The sequence below is a fragment of the Streptomyces sp. Inha503 genome, from assembly GCF_047215865.1.
GTDB lineage: Bacteria > Actinomycetota > Actinomycetes > Streptomycetales > Streptomycetaceae > Streptomyces > Streptomyces lycopersici.
In genome coordinates this window covers 9,283,254-9,300,898 of the sequence record NZ_CP178360.1, presented here as the reverse complement: position 1 = coordinate 9,300,898, position 17,645 = coordinate 9,283,254, and the positions used below count along the sequence as shown (strand labels likewise).

The 17,645-nt window shown below is 72.1% G+C and carries 12 protein-coding genes and 1 pseudogene; 3 read left to right on the top strand and 10 right to left on the bottom strand.

Annotation, left to right across the window (positions count from 1 at the left end; translation table 11 throughout):
* Positions 1 to 6: 6 nt before the first annotated feature.
* From ACJX2R_RS39450 to ACJX2R_RS39435, 4 genes and pseudogenes are all read right to left on the bottom strand, one after another.
* Positions 7 to 807, bottom strand: coding sequence for a DUF4097 family beta strand repeat-containing protein (locus tag ACJX2R_RS39450; protein WP_413103997.1), 801 nt, complete (start codon positions 805 to 807; stop codon positions 7 to 9).
* An 83-nt stretch (positions 808 to 890) separates the two neighbouring features.
* A pseudogene (locus tag ACJX2R_RS39445) lies at positions 891 to 1,444 on the bottom strand (toxin-antitoxin system HicB family antitoxin).
* Positions 1,445 to 1,570: 126 nt separating this feature from the next.
* Positions 1,571 to 2,431 carry an oxygenase MpaB family protein gene (locus ACJX2R_RS39440; protein ID WP_413103996.1) on the bottom strand — a complete coding sequence of 287 codons (861 nt, stop codon included), beginning with the start codon at positions 2,429 to 2,431 and terminating at the stop codon, positions 1,571 to 1,573.
* A gap of 19 nt (positions 2,432 to 2,450) precedes the next feature.
* Positions 2,451 to 6,191, bottom strand: a complete 3,741-nt coding sequence (locus tag ACJX2R_RS39435; protein ID WP_413103995.1) for a glycoside hydrolase family 2 TIM barrel-domain containing protein — start codon at positions 6,189 to 6,191, stop codon at positions 2,451 to 2,453.
* Positions 6,192 to 6,482: 291 nt separating this feature from the next.
* On the opposite strand from ACJX2R_RS39435, the gene ACJX2R_RS39430 reads away from it, so the two are divergent.
* Entirely contained in the window at positions 6,483 to 7,226 is a 744-nt protein-coding gene (locus ACJX2R_RS39430; protein ID WP_413103994.1) for a MerR family transcriptional regulator, read from the top strand.
* Positions 7,227 to 7,304: 78 nt separating this feature from the next.
* Here the strand turns inward: ACJX2R_RS39430 and ACJX2R_RS39425 are convergent, their stop codons facing one another.
* Complete coding sequence (locus tag ACJX2R_RS39425) at positions 7,305 to 8,198, bottom strand: alpha/beta hydrolase (RefSeq protein WP_413103993.1); 894 nt, start codon at positions 8,196 to 8,198, stop codon at positions 7,305 to 7,307.
* A gap of 99 nt (positions 8,199 to 8,297) precedes the next feature.
* On the opposite strand from ACJX2R_RS39425, the gene ACJX2R_RS39420 reads away from it, so the two are divergent.
* Positions 8,298 to 9,236: a LysR family transcriptional regulator gene (locus ACJX2R_RS39420; protein ID WP_413103992.1), complete on the top strand. Its 939-nt coding sequence runs from the start codon at positions 8,298 to 8,300 to the stop codon at positions 9,234 to 9,236.
* Positions 9,237 to 9,446: 210 nt separating this feature from the next.
* Here the strand turns inward: ACJX2R_RS39420 and ACJX2R_RS39415 are convergent, their stop codons facing one another.
* The 5 genes from ACJX2R_RS39415 to ACJX2R_RS39395 all read right to left on the bottom strand — a co-directional run bounded on the left by ACJX2R_RS39415 (position 9,447) and on the right by ACJX2R_RS39395 (position 16,882).
* A complete protein-coding gene (locus tag ACJX2R_RS39415) occupies positions 9,447 to 11,654 on the bottom strand; it encodes a 3-hydroxyacyl-CoA dehydrogenase NAD-binding domain-containing protein (RefSeq protein ID WP_413103991.1) in 2,208 nt (735 codons plus the stop codon).
* 196 nt (positions 11,655 to 11,850) lie between these two features.
* Entirely contained in the window at positions 11,851 to 13,065 is a 1,215-nt protein-coding gene (locus tag ACJX2R_RS39410; RefSeq protein WP_413103990.1) for an acetyl-CoA C-acetyltransferase, read from the bottom strand.
* A gap of 72 nt (positions 13,066 to 13,137) precedes the next feature.
* Positions 13,138 to 14,283 (bottom strand): CaiB/BaiF CoA transferase family protein, encoded by a 1,146-nt coding sequence (locus ACJX2R_RS39405; RefSeq protein ID WP_413103989.1) that lies wholly within the window; start codon positions 14,281 to 14,283, stop codon positions 13,138 to 13,140.
* 206 nt (positions 14,284 to 14,489) lie between these two features.
* Entirely contained in the window at positions 14,490 to 15,947 is a 1,458-nt protein-coding gene (locus ACJX2R_RS39400; protein ID WP_413103988.1) for a sialate:H+ symport family MFS transporter, read from the bottom strand.
* Positions 15,944 to 16,882, bottom strand: coding sequence for a dihydrodipicolinate synthase family protein (locus ACJX2R_RS39395; RefSeq protein ID WP_413103987.1), 939 nt, complete (start codon positions 16,880 to 16,882; stop codon positions 15,944 to 15,946). The genes ACJX2R_RS39400 and ACJX2R_RS39395 overlap by 4 nt, the downstream gene beginning before the upstream one ends.
* 164 nt (positions 16,883 to 17,046) lie before the next feature.
* Between ACJX2R_RS39395 and ACJX2R_RS39390 the strand changes: the two genes are divergently transcribed.
* Positions 17,047 to 17,550 carry a DUF1203 domain-containing protein gene (locus ACJX2R_RS39390; RefSeq protein WP_413103986.1) on the top strand — a complete coding sequence of 168 codons (504 nt, stop codon included), beginning with the start codon at positions 17,047 to 17,049 and terminating at the stop codon, positions 17,548 to 17,550.
* The last annotated feature ends 95 nt before the right edge of the window (positions 17,551 to 17,645 follow it).

The following is a 17,645-nucleotide window of genomic DNA, read 5'->3' as shown; positions in this document are numbered from 1 at the left end:
TATCGATCACTTCCCCCGCCACCGGTACCGCCGTCGGCCATCCCGCCGATTCCAGCGCCGAGTGCCCCGCCGCACGGTGCCGAACCGGGTGTGGACGTCGAGCCAGGCGGCGGTGGACTCGCGGACGCCGACCTCGACATCGCCCGTGGCGGCCTGGAGCGCGATCTGCCCGCGCACCGCCTCGTCGATCCGGATGCTGCCGTTGGCCGACTTGGCGTCCACTCCCGCATGGGCGACGCCGACGGAGATGAGCCCGTTGGAGGAGGTGGCCCGCAACTCGCCGGCGACCTCGCCGACCACGGTGTCCCCGTTGCCGTTCTTGACCGTGGCCGCGCCCGCGACCGTGCCTATCTCGACCCGGCCGGAGCCGACGGCATCGGCCTCTCCCGTGGCGCGGGCCAGGCGGACATCGCCGTGCGAGGTCCTGAGCTGGGCGGTCGCCGCCTCGTCGACCTGGATGTCGCCGACCGAGGTCTTGACCCGGCAGTCCCCGAGACGGCCCTCGCAGAGGAAGTCCGCCAGCGGGGAGGTGGCCTGGAGTTCCGAGCCCGCCGGGAGCTCGATGGTCACCTCGATCGAGCCGGGCTTGCCGAACAGGCCGCGCTTCTTGGGCCCCTTGACCATCAGGGTGCCGCCCGAGCAGCTGACCTTGGTCTGCTCGGCGGCCCGGATGTCGGCCTCCTCGGCGGGGTCGTGCGGCCGGACCTCGACGACCGTGTCCAGGCGCTTTCCGGCGGTGATCCGGGCGGCGCCCATGTCGAATTCCAGGGTCACGGAGAGCGGTTCGGGTGTGTCGAAAGCAGGCATGGCTGTCCCGTCCTCATGGCGGTGGTACGCGTTCCAGCTGGTCGCGCGGGTGAGATGGAAGGTGGTGCGCTAGTGCTGCGGAGTCAGCGGACCCAGCCCTTGTAGCTCTGCCGGCCCTTGGGGCGGCCGTGGGCGGCCGCGGCCGGGCGGGCCCGCTCGGCGGGCTCGAGCGCGGCGGCGACGGCCCGGACCAGCCAGGCGTTGACCGAGAGTCCCTCGGCTCCGGCGGCCTCCTCGACCCGGGCCTTGAGATGGGTGGGGAGGCGGAGGTTGATGCGCGCCGTGCCGCCCTCGTCGGCCTCGGCGGGGACCGGCGGTATGGGCGGCGCCTGGGCGGCACCACCCGGCCCGGCAGCTCCTCCGGCTCCGCGGCCTCCTCGTACCCCACCGCGAGCGGCGGGGGTGTCACCACGAACTCGGGGTCGAGCCCGCGCAGCCGCACATTGACGGAGCCGGGCGCGAGCTCACGGGTCACCTCGTCCATGGCGGCGGACAGGGCGTTGAGCAGGGTGAGCCGGACGGCCGACTCCAGAGGTGTGGTGAGCCGCTCGGCCAGGGCGCGTGCTTCGTCGCCGCCCGCGTCCGCGGCCACCGCGAGCTCCTGGCGGAGATTGTCGACGTACCGGGTGAGGTCCATGGCATCACATGTGCCATTGATGGCACCACCGTGGCTCTATGCGTGGCATATCCCCTGGTCAAAGCCACATTACGACGGCGCCAAGTCAAGTGCCACATCATGCGCCAGGCCACGGAAGGCCATTGATCACGGCCGTGCGGCGCGGGCGCGGCGGCGGGCCTCGCGGGCGATGGGGAGATAGCGCAGCCGCTCGGGCAGCAGCGGGACCACCACCCGCGTGGCCCTCCCGAACCACCGCAGCCGCCGCTCCTGCCCCCGCGTCCACTCCAGCCCGATCGCCTCCCGCGCGTCCGGCGGCATCAGCCCGACGGTGAGGAACGCGCGGAAGCGGGTGAACAGCGGGCGCAGCAGCGGCCACGGCAGACGGAGTGGCAGCGCGTCCGGCGCGGGCACGGCCGCGTCGGGCGCGGCCAGTTCACGGGCGACGGCGGTCGGCTCCAGCCGTTCCCGCACCATCGCTCGGTAGTAGGGCCAGAACTCCTCGACGGATCCCGGCATCTCGCGCTCGTCGATGCCCAGCACCCGTCCGATCCGCAGCCATTCCCCGTACAGCTGCCGCTCCTCGGCCGCGGTGAAGGGGCGGGTGCCCAGATAGCGCTGGGCGCGCAGATAGACGGGATAGCCGGTGGCGTGCACCCACGCGTAGACGGGCGGGTCCAGCGCCCGGTAGGGGCGGCCGTGCGCGTCCATGCCCTGTATGGACGCGTGGAGCCTGCGCAGCCGGTGGCCCTCCGCCTCGGCCTCCGCGCCGCCGTACACCCACAGCTGCACCGACCGCAGCGAGCGCTCCCCGCGCCCCCAGGGGTCGGTGCGGAAGACTGAGTGCTGATCCACGCCCGCCCCGATGGCCGGATGCGCCACCTGCATGGTCATCGCGGCCGGCAGGGCGAGCACACTGCGCAGCTCCCCCGCCACGGCCCACAGGATGCCGCCCGCGGGGGGCGGATCGTGGCCTTCGGCGGTGTGGCGGGGGCTCTGCGTGCTCATGGGTCCATCGGTGGTGCGGTTACTTCCCTCCTGTTCCAGTGTGCGCGCTCGCGCCGCCGTCGAGCGGGCGCAGGCTGAGCGTGTAGTCGTAGGCGCCGTCGGCCTTCACCCGGTACTGGTCGCGCACCGGGTTGGGGGTGTCGCCCACGCCGGTGACCGCGTGGTCGGCGTGCAGGGTGTTCCAGCCGTCGTTGCGCTTCAGGAAGTGCGGATAGGCGGCGCGGTCGAGCTCGTCGTACGCGCTGGCGCCCGCCTCCAGGTCGCCGGAGACCAGCAGTCCGGCGCCGCCGCGGTCGGTGAGGGACGCCCAGCGCACATCGTCGTGGTTGCCGTGGTCCTGGGGCTTCAGATACTCCACGTACTGGTCCTCGACCGAGGAGGACCAGACGCCCATGGGGGTGCCGTCCTTACGGTCGTTGAGGTTCTCCACCGGTCCGCGCCCGTACCAGCGGAAGGTGCCGTACCGCTCGGGGACCTTCAGCTTCAGGCCGATCCTGGGCAGATAGGGCAGGGTGCGGAAGTCGCCGTGCGCCTCGACCTGGTGGCGGATCCGGACCTGGCCCGCGCCGTCGACCCGGTAGGCCACGGTCTGCCCGAAGGACGCGCCGGTCACATCGGGCGCGGCGGCCGTGGAGCGGACGGTGACGGTGACCGTGCCGTCGTCGCCGGGGGTCACCTCGACCCCGTCTACGGTCGTGCGCAGCCGGTCGAGACCCAGGGAGCGCCAGCGCTTGCCCTCGGCGGTGCCCCAGTCGGAGCGCTCATTGCTGATCGGGGCGCGCCAGGCGTCCAGTTCGGGGCCGGAGCGGAGCAGTTCGCGGCCCGCCACACGCATCGAGGTGAGCGTGCCCTCCTTCTTGCCGAAGGTGTAGCGGAACCCCTCGCCGCTGACCCGTACGGCCTCACCGCTCTCCACGGCCTTGGCGGGGCTCTCGGCGGCCGGGGCGGGGGCGGGCTCGGGCACCTTGTCGCCGCCGACCGCGAACTGGCCGAAGGAGACCACATGCCCCGCCTTGGCCCAGTCGGTGGAGTGCGCGGTGACGGCCCGTACGGTCAGATGGCGCTCATAGCCACCGGGGTTGGCGGGCGGGGCCGGGAGCTGGACCGTGGCGCTCTCGCCGGCCCCGACGTCCAGGGCGCGGGTGCCGCTCGCGACGGTCCGCGCGCCCTCGGTCACCGTCCAGCGCAGCCGGAGGTCGTCGGTGCCGGTGAAGGCGCGCTCGTTGGTGACCTTCACCTTGCCGGTGCGGGCGCCCTCGCCGCCCGGGTCGGTGATGCGGATCGGAGCCTGTACCCAGGCCAGTTGGGCGGTCTCGGGCTCCGGGTCGCGGTCGGCGGTGACCAGGCCGTCCACACCGGATTCATAGAGCCCGTAGGAGAGATAGCTGCCCTTACGGGTGAAGTCGTCGAAGTTCAGGGCGATCAGGGCGTCGCGCTCCGGGTCCTGGCCTGCGGCCAGCCGCTCCGCGCCGAGCGCCGTGTCATAGACCCGGACCTGGTCGATGGTGCCCTTGGCGGTCCGGCCGGTCCAGCCGTCCTCCATGGCGTCGTTGTTCCGGCCGACGCCGAGGTCGAAGCCGGTGTAGTCGATGCGCCCGCTCCACTCGGCCTTGGCGAGCTCCTTACCGTCGGCATAGAGACGCAGCGCGCTGCCGTCGTAGGTGCCGGTGACCCGGTGCCAGGCGCCGGTCCAGCCGTCGGGCACGGGGGCGGTGACGGTGCGGGGCTTGCCGCCGCTGGTGATGGTGAATTCGAGGGTGTCCTCGTCCTTCATCCGCAGGACGTACTGGTCGCCCTTGCTGACGATGGTGAAGTCCCCGGTCCAGGGCTCGGCCGGTTTGACGCGGGCGTCGAGGGTGACGGCGGTGCCGGTGAGGTCGAACTTCGGATCGCGGTAGGTCTCGACGAAGTCGTCAAGACCGGACAGATACAGCGCCTTGCCCTTCCCTCCGTAGCCGTCGACCACCTTCGGCTTGCCGGACAGGGAGGCGGCGATGTCATGGCCGGAGGAGTCGGGGGTGGTGATCAGCGGACGGCGGATGTTCTGCTCGGCCCAGTCCCAGATGAAGCCGCCCTGGGCGCTGGGGTAGGCGCGCATCACCTCCCAGAACTCACGGAAGTTGCCCAGGCTGTTGCCCATGGCGTGGGCGTATTCGCCCATCACGATGGGCTTGGTGAAGGTCTTGGCCTTGGTCTCCAGGGAGGCCGGGGTGGGATAGCGGGGTCCGGCGATGTCCGCGTAGGGGGCGTCGCCGTCGGGGCTGTTGGACTGGTGGTAGAGCGGGCGGGTGGGCTCGTTCGCCCGGGTCCACTTCGCCATCGCGTAGTGCGCCTTGCCCAGCCCGGCCTCGTTCCCGGTGTCCCACATGATCACGCTGGGGTGGTTCTTGTCGCGCTCCACCATGCCCTGGTGGCGCTCGAGGAACGCCTTCTGCCATTCGGGGCGCTCGGCCAGGCAGTCGTCAGGGCAGTTCTCGTGGCTGTGGGTCTCGACCTCCATCTCGTCGTCGATCAGGATGCCCTCGCGGTCGGCGAGCTCGTAGAGGTACGGGTCCGAGGGGTAGTGCGAGGTGCGGATCGCGTTGACGTTCAGCCGCTTCATCAGCCGGATGTCCTGCTCCATCCGGGCGCGGGTGGCGTGGCGTCCGGTGGCCGGGTCGGTCTCGGCGCGGTTGACGCCACGGATCAGGATGCGTTTGCCGTTGAGCGTGAGCTGCTTGTCCTTGACCTCGATCTCACGGAATCCGACGCTCTGGCGCACGGTCTGGATCGCCTTGCCCTCCGGATCGCGGAGGGTGAGCACCAGCGCATAGAGGTTCGGCGTCTCGTCGGACCACTTGGCGGGGTTGGCGATCTGCCCGGTCAGCTCCGCCTTCCCGGCCTTCTCCGCGGCCGTCAGCCGCCGTACCTCACGCCCCTCGGGGTCGTAGAGCACACCGGTGACCTGATGAGGTCCGCTCTTGTCGCTTCCGGTACGCGCGATGTCCACTTCGGTGCGCAGGGTGGCGTCCCGGTAGGAGGCGTCGAGATCGGTGGTGACGTACGCGTCCTCCATGCGGGTCGTCGGCGTGGAGTACAGCGATACGGAGCGGAAGATGCCCGCGTAGCGCCACTGGTCGTAGTCCTCCAGATACGATCCCGCGCTCCAGCGGTGCGCCTGGACGGCGATCCGGTTGGTGGCGCCGGGCCGCAGATAGTCGGTCACATCGAACTCGGCGGGCACATAGCCGCCCTGGTCGTAGCCGACGTAGTGGCCGTTGATCCACAGGAACCAGCCGGAGGTGACCCCGTCGAAGCGGATCACCTGCCGCCGCCCGTCCCAGTCCCGGGGCACCGTGACGTCCCGGATGTACGCCCCGGTCGGGTTGGTGTCACGGGGCACCTTGGGCGGATCGTCGGGCGACATCTCGCTCTGGACGTTGCGGAACACCGGATGGTCGAGGTCGTCGGTCTGCCAGGTGTGCGGGACCTGGACCCGCTGCCACGACGAGGCGTCGTAGCCGTCCTTCCAGAAGCCGCTCGGGGCGTCCTCCGGGCGGTCGGCCAGCGCGAACCGCCAGGATCCGTCCAGGCTGCGCTCCCACCGCGCGCGGTCGGGCCCGTCCGGCCGCAGCCAGGTGTGCGGGGGCTCCTGGCCCTCGCCGGTGCGCTCCGGGTCCTCGAGGTAGGTGTGCACATCGGCGGGGAACTTGCCCGCGTCCGGCGACCTCCCGACGGCCGTGTCCGCGGCCGTGAGACCGAGGCCGACGGCGATGGTCATGGCCAGCACCGCCCCGATCAATCGCCGTATTCGATACCTGCCGCGTTCCGAGCTCAATCCGACCCCGCCTCACAGATTCGGAAGAAAACCAACACAGCTGAACGGCGTCGCACGCTATTCATCGGTAAAGAGAGCGTCAACAGGTCCTACCGATCCGGGTGTTCACCGTGTGGCGGTGGGAGGTTTCACAGCGATGATGCGACAGCAATACTGATGAACCCGATCGGGCAGCGGCACGGCGGACCAGGACGACACAGCGGAGCAGGACGACGCGGAAGCGAGGCACGACCGATGACCACCCCCGGCACCGAGGAACCCACCCTCACCGTCGACGAGCTGGCGGCCCGCGCCGGGGTGACCGTGCGCACCGTGCGCTTCTACAGCACTCGCGGGCTGCTGCCGCCGCCCGTGATCGGCCCGCGCCGGGTCGGCCACTACGGCGCCGAGCACCTCTCCCGGCTCGCGCTGATCGAACAGTTGCAGCGCCACGGCATGACCCTGTCCGCCATCGAGCGCTATCTGAGCCAATTGCCACCGGATCTGAGCGAGAACGATCTGGCGATCCACCGCGCCCTGGTCGCCTCCTGGGGCCCGGACGCCCCCGAGGAGGCGACCCGCGAGCAGCTGGACCGGCGGGCCGGGCGGGAGCTCGCCGAGGAGGACATCGACCGGCTGGCCGCACTGGACGCGCTGGAGCGCACCGATGACCCGGATCGGTTCCGGATCGACCCCAAGGCGCTCCATCTGGGGCTGCGACTGCTGGAGGTGCCGATCGAGCTGGAGACGATACGCACCGCCCACGCGGTCGTCCTGGAGCACACCCGCTCCGCGGCGCGGGAGCTCGGCCGGCTGTTCCGGGACGAGGTGTGGGGGCCCGAGCGCGATCACGAGTCGGGGAGCGGAACCGAGCGGATGCAGGCGAAGAAGTCGCTGTCGGCCCATATGCAGCCGCTGGTGGTGGAGGCACTGGTGATCGCGTTCCAGCGGTCGATGAAGCAGGAGCTGCGGGCCTGGTACGGGCAGGACGCGGACTGAGCGGGCCCGGGGCGGCCCGCCGGGCGCCCGGCGTCCGCCCGACGTCCGCCCGGCGTCCGCCCCGGGGGAACCGCCTGGTCAGCGGCCGCCGATGAGCGTGGCGGCCAGTTCCTCGGGGCGGGCGGCGAACGGCGAGTGGCTGCCCGGCAGCGGCCGCACCGTGAAGGGCTGGTCCGGCATGGCCGCGTCGGCCTCCGCGATCATCAGGTCCTGCATCGCGGGGGTGCACGCCCAGTCCTCGGCGCACCGGATGAACGTACGCGGTATCCGGCCCCACCGCTCCCGGGTCAGGGTGATCGGGGTGGTCGGCACCGCGAAGGGCAGATCCGGGCTCAGCGCCTGGTACCAGCGGGCGAAGGACTCGGCGGGAACGTCGTCGTAGAAGGCCAGCCGCAGCTCCTCCGCATACCCCGGATCGGCGGAGCGCGGATTGATCCGGAACGCGCCGATGGCCTCCGGGTCGCCCAGCATCAGCCCCTGCCCCCGCGCGGTCGCGGTCTGCTCGGGGGACGTCAGATAGTCGGCGAAGCGCGGGCGCCCGGCGGGGACGAAGGACGACAGATGGATCAGCTCGTCGACGAGCTCGGGCGCCCGCTCCGCGGCCAGCGAGGCGGGGGCGCCACCGGCGCTGTGCGAGACGAGGGCGACCTTCGGATAGCGGCGGACCGACCGCAGCGCGGTGACGACGGCCTCCGCGCACTCCTCCAGGGTCACCCCGGCCAGCGCCGACTTCTCGGTCGCCAGACCCGGCTGGCCGGGGAGGAGGAGTCCCGAGGGCAGCGGGGCCTCGAAGCCGTGCCCCGGCAGATCGACGGCGAGGCTCGCCGCGCCGAGCCGGGCCAGGGCGCGCTGGGTGGACGCCCACTGCCAGGAGGCGTGCCAGGCGCCGTGGACCAGCACGAACACGGTGCCGGACGGAACCGGGCCGGGGCGGGAATCGGTGAGAGGGGTTCTGGGGCTCGTGGCACTCATGGACCCAGTCCACCGGCCCGGCCAGGCGTTATCCACCCTCATATCTGACAACCCCGCTGCCGATATCCTCAGAATATCGACTCGGGTATCCTCGGTCCGATGGAGTCACGTCATCTGCGCTACGCCCTGGCGCTGGCCGAGCATCAGCACTTCGGACGGGCGGCGGCCGCCCTCGGCATCGCCCAGCCCCCGCTCTCCCAGCAGATCGCCGCGCTGGAGCGGGAACTGGGCGCGCGGCTCTTCGACCGTACGGCCCGCGGGGTGTTCCCGACCGCCGCGGGCGAGGCGTTCCTGGCCAGGGCGCGCCGGGCGCTGGCCGAGATGTCGGCCGCCGTGTCGGACGCGGGCCGGGCCGCCCGGGGCGAGACGGGGCGGCTGCGGCTCGGCTTCATCGGCTCGGCGCTGCTGGAGCTTCTGCCGTCCGTGCTGGGCACGTTCATCCGCGACCGCCCCGAGGTGCGGCTGGGGCTTCAGGAGATGTCCACCCGCCGGTCCACGGCGGCGCTGCTCGCGGGCGAGCTGGACCTCGCCATCGGGCGCGGTGCGCCCCGGGGCGCCGGTGCCGAGGATCTGGTGTCGGTCACGGTCGGCCGGGACCATCTGGTGGCGGTCGTCGGGGCCGCCCATCCCTTCGCCGGACAGGCCAAGGTGAGCCTCGAACAGCTCAAGGGGCAGCATCTGATCGTCGCGCCCGCGGAGGAGGAGCCAGCGGTCGCCGCCTGGCTGGCCGGGATGCTGGGCGAGGGCGCCGACGTGCCCGAGCGGGCCGGTGGGGTCACGGAGGCATGGGACGCGCACACCATCATCGGGCTGGCCTCGTGCGGGGTCGGGGTGGGGCTCGGCCCGGCGTGTCTGCGGGTGGCGGCGCGGCCGGGCGTCCAGGTGTGCGAGGTGAGTCCGCGGGTGGAGCTGCCGGAGCTGGTGATGTCGTTCCGCGCCCAGGACCGCTCCCCCGTGCTGGCGGCCTTCCTGGACATCACCCGGGAGCGGTGCCCGGGGGTGGCCGAGCGGCTGGAACGCCGTCTGGGCACGCGCTGACGGGCCGGGCGGACCGGCCCGTTCCCCTCCCCGCCCCTTCCCGCGGCATCGATTTGCGGCTATGCCGCGTGGCAGGGGCTCCGCCCCCAGGCCCCGGGGTCTGGGGGACGGAGCCCCAGTTGAGGGAAGGGGCGGGGAGGGGGAAGCACCGATATGCGGCTCCGCCGCGTGGGCCCGCCGCAGGCGCCAGGTCCCCGCCGGACGCCCTCCCTAGTCCGCGAAGCGCTCCCCGCGCTCCGCCTTCTCCACCAGCAGCGCGGGCGGGGCGAACCGCTCCCCGTACGCCGCCTCCAGCTGCCGGGCACGGGCCACGAAACCGGCCACGCCGCCCTCGTATCCGTTGATGTACTGAAGCACCCCGCCCGTCCAGCCGGGGAAGCCGATGCCGAGGATGGAGCCGATGTTGGCGTCGGCCACGGAGGTCAGCACGCCCTCCTCCAGCAGCCGCACCGTGTCGATGGCCTCGCAGAAGAGCATCCGCTCCTTCAGGTCCTCGAAGGGGACGCGGGCGCCCGCACGCGCGGCGTCTCCGGACCCGCCCGGTGCGAAGTGCTCGCGCAGCCCCGGCCACAGCCCGGCGCGCTTGCCGGTCGTCGCGTCGTAGTCGTAGAAGCCCGCGCCGCCGCTGCGGCCGGGGCGCCCGAACTCCTCCACCATGCGGTCGATGACCGCGTCGGCCGGATGCGGCCGCCACTCGCCGCCCGCCTCCTCGGTCGCCCGGCGCGTCTCCTGGCGGATCTTGCGCGGCAGGGTGAGCGTCAGCTCGTCCATCAGGGAGAGCACCTTGGCCGGGTATCCGGCCTGGGCGGCGGCCTGCTCCACGGAGGCCGGGTCGATGCCCTCCCCCACCATCGCCACGCCCTCGTTGAGGAAGTGGCCGATGACGCGGGAGGTGAAGAAGCCGCGGGAGTCATTGACCACGATGGGGGTCTTGCTGATCTGCCGCACCAGATCGAAGGCGCGGGCCAGCGCCTCGTCCCCGGTGCGCTCACCCTTGATGATCTCGACCAGCGGCATCTTGTCGACGGGCGAGAAGAAGTGCAGCCCGATGAAGTCCTCGGGGCGCCGCACCCCCTCCGCGAGCAGGGTGATGGGGAGGGTGGAGGTGTTGGAGCAGAGCAACGCGGTCGGGGCGATGACGCCCTCGATCTCCTGGAACACCTTGTGCTTGAGCGCCGGGTCCTCGAAGACCGCCTCGATGACCGCGTCACAGCCCTCGAGGTCGCGCGGATCGGCGGTCGGGGTGATCCGGGCCAGCAGCTGGTCCCGCTTGGCCTCGGTGGTCCGGCCCTTGGTGAGCACCTTGGCCAGCAGCCCCTCGGAGTACGCCTTGCCCTTGGCGGCGGCCTCCACGGACACGTCCTTGAGGACGACCTCGATGCCCGCCTTGGCGCACGCGAACGCGATGCCCGCGCCCATCATCCCGGCGCCCAGCACCGCGACCTTGCGGACCTGGCTGGGGTCGATCCCCTGCGGCCGGTTGGCACCGGAGTTGACCGCCTGAAGATCGAAGAAGAACGCCTGAATCATGTTCTTGGCGGTCTGGCCGACGGCCAGCTCGGTGAAGTACCGGGCCTCGATGGTCTGCGCGGTCTCGAAGTCCACCTGGGACCCCTCGACGGCGGCGGCCAGGATATTGCGCTGCGCGGGGTAGGGGGCGCCGTTCAGCTGCTTCCGCAGATTGGCGGGGAAGGCGGGCAGGTTGACGGCGAACTTCGGCTGGGCCGGGGTGCCGCCCGGAATCCGGTAGTCCTTGTCGTCCCAGGGCTGGGCCGACTCGGGGTGGGCGGCGATGAAGGCGCGCGCCCGGGTCAGCAGCTCCTCGCGGGAGGACACCACGTCATGCACCAGCCCGGCCTCCTGGGCGCGCAGCGGGCTGTATCGCGTGCCCTGGAGCAGCCACTTGAGCAGTGCGTCGGTGACGCCGAGCAGCCGTACGGTACGGACGACACCCCCGCTGCCGGGGAGCAGGCCCAGGGTGACCTCGGGGAAGCCGATACGGGCCCCGGGGACGTCGAGGGCGATGCGGTGGTGGCAGGCGAGCGCGATCTCCAGCCCGCCGCCGAGCGCCGCGCCGTTGATCGCTGCCACCACGGGCTTGCCCAGGGTCTCGATCCGGCGCAGCGCGCGCTTGATGCGGAGGTTCTTCTCGTAGACCTCCTGGGCCTGGTCGGGCCCGACCTGGATGAGGTCGTTGAGGTCGCCACCGGCGAAGAAGGTCTTCTTGGCGGAGGTGACGATGATGCCGCGGATGGCGTCCCGCTCGGCCTCGACGCGGTCGGCGATCGCGTCGAGGGAGTCGATGAACGCGGCGTTCATGGTGTTGGCGGACTGGTCGGGGTCGTCGAGCACCAGGGTGACGACGCCTTCGTCGTCCTGCTCCCAGCGGATGGTCGAGGCGGTGGTGGGGTGGGTCATCTGAGGTCTCCAGGGCGAAGGTGCGTGGGGCCGGAAGGAAGGGGAACGGCGGCGTCTTGAGAACCGCGCGACTGGGGTCTTGAGAGCCACTCGGCAGTGGCGCCGCTCGGCTGTGGCGCCGCGCGACTCCGGGGCCGGGCCACTCCGGGGCCGCGCGACTCCAGAGCCGGGTGACTCCGGGGCGTCCAGGGCCGCTCTAGAGCCGCTCGACCACCGTCGCGATGCCCATCCCGCCTCCCACGCACAGCGTCACCAGCCCGAACCGTCCGCCGCGCCGCTCCAGCTCGTCGATCACCGTGCCGAGGATCATCGCGCCGGTGGCGCCCAGCGGATGGCCCATGGCGATCGCGCCGCCGTTGACGTTGACCTTGTCCAGGCTCAGCCCCATATCGTCCACGAAGCGCAGCACCACCGCCGCGAACGCCTCGTTGATCTCGACCAGATCGATGTCGTCAATGGTCAGCCCGGCCTTGCCGAGCGCCTTACGGGTGGCGGGAGCCGGGCCGGTGAGCATGATGGTGGGGTCGGCACCGGAGACGGCGGCGGAGACGATCCGGGCGCGCGGCGTCAGCCCGAAGCGCTCACCGACCTCTCGGCTGCCGATGGCCACCAGGGCGGCGCCGTCCACCATGCCCGAGGAGTTGCCAGCGTGGTGGACATGGTCGATCGCCTCGACCCAGTGGTACCTCTGAAGCGCCACCGCGTCGAAGCCGCCCGCCTCGCCGATGGCGGCGAACGACGGCTTCAGTCCGGCCAGGGTCTCGGGGGTGGTGCCGGGGCGGATGTGCTCGTCCTGGTCGAGGACGGTCAGCCCGCTGCGGTCGCGGACCGGGACCACGGAGCGGTCGAAAAGGCCCTCCTTCCAGGCGCGGGCGGCCCGCTCCTGGGAGAGCGCTGCGTAGCTGTCCACGTCATGGCGGCTGTAGCCGCCGATGGTGGCGATGAGGTCGGCCCCGATGCCCTGCGGTACGAAACCGGTCTCGTAGTTGGTCATCGGGTCCGCGAACCAGGCCCCGCCGTCGGAGCCCATCTTCACTCGGGACATCGACTCGACCCCGCCCGCGAGCACCAGGTCCTCCCAGCCGGAACGGACCTTGGCCGCCGCCAGGTTGACGGCCTCCAGGCCCGAGGCACAGAAGCGGTTCTCCTGGACGCCCGCGACGGTGTCCGGGAGCCCGGCCGCGATGGCCGCGATCTTGGCGATGTCGGAGCCCTGGTCGCCGAGGGGGCTGACGACGCCGAGGACCACGTCGTCGATCGCCGCCGGATCGAGCTCGGGGAACCGCCGCCGCAGCTCATGGATGAGGCCCACCACCAGGTCGACGGGTTTGGTGCCGTGCAGGGCACCGTCGGCCTTCCCGCGCCCGCGCGGGGTGCGGATGGCGTCGTACACATACGCTTCGGTGCTCACGTCAGCGGCCTTTCGGGGGAGGGTTGGGGCGGGGACGGCTCGGTGGGCCGGCCGGAAGCGGAGACATGGGGCTCACGACGGGTTTCCCTCGATGAGCGAGGTGACTCCCCAGTCGCGGGCCACCTCGTCCGCGTCCGCCCCGGGCCGGGCGGGCGCGCGGCGCACCGCGCCCGGGGTGGCGGAGAAGCGCGGGGCGGGCGCGGGCTGGGTGATCCCGCCGTGGTCGAGGAAGGTGGAGCGGGCGGCGAGCTGCGGATGGGACGGGGCCTCCCGCAGTGACAGGACGGGGGCGACGCAGGCATCCGAGCCGCCGAAGACGGCGGTCCACTCCTCGCGGGTGCGCTCCTTGAAGCGGTCGGCGATGGCGGCGCGCAGCGCGGCCCAGCTGTCGAAGTCATCGCGGGCCGGGGCCTTGTCGGCGATCCCCAGCAACTCGATGAACTCCGCGTAGAACTTGCGCTCCAGGGGCCCGACCGCCATATAGCCGCCGTCGGCGGTCTCATAGGTGCCGTAGAAGGGGCAGCCGCCGTCGAGGAGGTTGGTGCCGCGCTGGTCCCGCCAGCCGCCGGCGGCCATCATGCCGTGGGTGACGGCGGTCAGATGGGCGGTGCCGTCGACGATCGCGGCGTCCACGACCTGGCCGGGGCCGCCCGCGCGGGCGTGGTGCAGGGCGGCGAGGAGGCCGATGACGAGGTAGAGCGAGCCTCCCGCGTAGTCCCCCAGGAGGTTGACGGGGGCGACGGGCGGGCCGTCGGCGGCGCCGATCATACTGAGGGCGCCGGTGACGGCGATATAGCCGATGTCATGGCCGGCGGTCCGGGCGAGCGGGCCCTCCTGCCCCCAGCCGGTCATCCGGCCGTAAACCAGCTTGGGGTTACGGGCCAGGCAGTCGTCCGGGCCGAGGCCCAGCTTCTCGGCGACCCCCGGGCGGTAGCCCTCGATGAGGATGTCGGCGCGCTCGACGAGGTCGAGCACGACGGCCGTACCCCCGTCGGCCTTGAGGTCGATCAGCACCGAGCGCTTGTTGCGGTTGGCGAGGTCGTAGTCCGGGTCGATCCGCAGGCCCCCGGCGCCTCCGGGGCGGTCGACGCGCACGACATCGGCTCCCAGGTCGGCGAGGACCATGGCGGCGAACGGACCCGGCCCGATCCCGGCCAGCTCCACCACTCGCACCCCGGCCAGCGGGCCACTCGCCGCCCCTTCCTCCGCCACCGTCATACCGTCCCCCAATCGTGTGACACCACCGCTGTAACACCGCCGATGCTAAGAACGCGTCCCGCATTCCACAAGCCCTCTCCCGGGTCTGTGGATACCCAAACCCCGTGAGTGGAAAGGGGGTTCGGCCGTGCGGGCGCGCGGCGGGCCGGGTGTGGCGCCGACCGGGCGCGCGGCGGGCGGGTGTGGCACCGGCCGGGCTCTTCGGATCAGGTCTTCTTCAGGTCGGGCCCCGCCACCGTCAGCGGCTGTCCGGGCACGAGATGGTCCTCGTCGCCCTCCGGATCGGTCAGCCGGCCCAGTCGGCGCGGCACATCGGCGCCGACCAGCACGATCACCACCAGCGTCAGTCCGAAGGTGAGCACCGCCAGGGCCCGACCGAGGGACATGCCCTCGGCCAGATGGGCGCCGAGCACCGGCGCCACCGCGCCGCCGAGCGCCCCGGTGTTGTAGACGAAGCCGAGCGAGGCCGCCCGGCTCCCGGTCGGGAAGTGGCCCGCGATGTACTTCGGCAGGATGCCGGAGATCCCCTGGCTCAGCGCGAGCAGGAAGAACAGCAGCACTCCCAGCCCGACCAGCGAGTCCTGTACCGCGAACACCGGGAAGACGAAGGCCAGCGAGGCGAGCAGGGTCACGGCGTAGGCGCGCCGGGTGCCGAGCCAGTCGCCCACGAAGCCCGCCAGCCAGCAGCCGGCCATGGTTCCGAACCCGGCGTAGAACATCACATCGGTGACCTCGGAAGGCGAGTACTCGAGCTGCTCCTTCAGATAGGTGGGCAGCAGCGCCTGGATCGGCCAGCTGTAGAGGAACGCACAGAAGACCGTGCACATCAGGGACACGTACAGCGGCCAGCGGCGCCGTCCGCCGAGCTGGGCCGCGAAGGCGAGCAGGCACCCCGCCGCCAGCACCGACAGCGGCCAGCGCCAGCCCGCGCCCGCCGGGGTGAAGACCAGGAACAGCGCGACGCTCGCGGCCACGGCCAGCGCCGTGTTGACGCTCGCCCGGGCGCGTCCGGCGAACAGCGGCCGGAAGGGGTTCGGCCGCGCCCGCGCCGCCGCCACCTCCTCGTGCCAGTCCCCGGCCTCCGGGAGCGCGCGCCGCACCCACAGGGCGACCAGCACCGGCAGCACACCGATCCAGAACATCCAGCGCCAGCCCCAGTGGGGCACCACCCACTTGTAGAGCTCGGAGGCGATGATGGTGCCGCCCGAGTAGCCCGAGATGAGGAAGCCGGAGGCGCGGTTGCGCAGCCGGGCGGGCCAGCTCTCCAGGACGTAGGTGGCGCTTGCGCTGTACTCGCCAGCCATGCCCATGCCAATCACCAGGCGGGCGGTGAACAGGCTGATGTAGTCCCAGGCGAACCCGCAGGCGAAGGTGCCGAGCGAGTAGAGCAGAATGCTGACGATCATGGCGGCCTTACGGCCGTAGCGGTCGCCCAGCGCGCCCAGCACCGCCCCGCCGAGCCAGCGGGTGATGAAGGCGCCCGAGACCAGGCTCGCCGCCGACGCCGTGCTCAGGTCGAACTCGTCGGCTATCTCGGTCAGGACGAGCGTGATCAGCACGAAGTCGAAACCGTCGAGCAGATAGCCGATCCAGGCGGCGAACAGGGACTTCCACTGACCGGGTGCGACCTCGCGGTACCAGGGCACCTTGGCGGCTTCGGTCACGACAACAGCCCTCCCTCCTCAAGGAGTTGACGTACGGTCTTGACGGCCGCCTCGCCCAGCGGCACCTGGGGCGCGGCGGTGTCCGCGCACTCGATCACGCCCATCAGCCGCAGCGCGGCCTTGAAACCACCCAGGCCCGAGGAACTGCCGCCCATGAGGGCGGGATCCCCGGCGCCGGTGATGGCGAAGAGCGCGGCCAGCCGGTCCTGTTCGGCGGCCGCCTGCTCCCAGCGCCCCGCGCGCGCGTGCTCGTACAGCCGGACGAACCCGGCCGGATCGATGTTGGCCAGCCCCGGGACGACGCCATGGGCGCCCGCCAGCAGGGCGCCGTCCACCGACAGTTCGGAGCCGGTGAGCACGGTGAAGGTCTCGGCGAGGCCGCGCCTGCGGACCTCGACCAGCAGCCGCCGCAGCGCCCCGTCGTCCCCGCTGCTGTCCTTGACCCCGGCCAGTGTGGCGTCGCCGGCCAGCGGCAGCAGGATCGAGGGCGTCAGCTTGTAGTGGACGGAGACCGGGATGTCATACGCGAACAGCGGCCTGTCCACGCCGTCGCGCAGCCGCCGGAAGTGGTCGGCGATCTCCGCGGGGTGGGTGCGGGTGTAGAACGGCGCGGTGGCCACGATGCCGTCCGCGCCGAGCTCCGCCGCCGTACGGGCGTGATCGAGCACCCGCGCGGTCGTCATGTCGATCGCCCCCGCGAGCACGGGAACCCGGCCGTCGGCGGCCTCGATGACCGCCGTAAGGGCCGCACGGCGGCTGCGGTCGCTCAGATAGGCGGCCTCTCCGCTGGAGCCGAGCGCGAACAGCGCGCTCACCCCGGCGTCGATCAGCCGCTCGGCGAGCGCGGCGAGGGAACGCGTGTCGACCTCGCCCGTGGGCGTGAGCGGAGTGCACAGGGGCGGAACGACACCGGTAAGGGGAGCCGGAAGACTCATCGACACCCAGCCTTCTGGATAGCAGGACAATATGGACGTGGGACGTCCTATGTTCGGAGCCCGAATCTGACGGAGCGCCATCGCCCTGTCAAGTACATTCCCGCCTCAGCGCCTCGTCCGAATCCCGCCAGCGCGCCGCGAGCCCACCGGCCAGGCTTGACCGCATGGACGAGAACATGGACGAGAAATATGAAATGCGGGCCATCGCGCCCGAGGTGCTGAAGCAGTTGAGGATCACCGATGACGCGGGCAACCCTCCGCGCGTGGTGGTGGAGGACGAGGAGGGCGGCAGCCCGCTGCGCTGCTGCCTGGGCCGGAGCCGGCCGCACGAGACCATCGCGCCCGTCTCCTACGCCCCGCTGCGCCGCTGGGCGCGGGAGACGGGTGCCACGCCCGGCCCGTACGACGAGGTCGGCCCGGTCTTCATCCACCCCGAGGAGTGCGACGGCTGGACCGGCCCCGGCATCGCGGACGGCATCCGGGGCGAGCGGCGGGTGCTGCGGGCGTACACGGCCGAGGGCAACATCCTCGGCGGGCGGCTGCTGAACGACGGCGCGCCGACGATCGAGGAGGGGCTGGCCGAGCTGTACGGGGACCCGCGGGTGGCGGCGGTGCATGTGCGGGCCGTCGAGTTCGGCTGCTTCCTGGCCGAGACGCGGCGGGTCTGAGGCGATCCGAGGACGGGCGACGCCGGGGGGTACAGGGGTTCGCCCGGCGCCGCGCTCGGAGTACCGCGTGAACAGCCGCCACGTTCGGAGGTCGG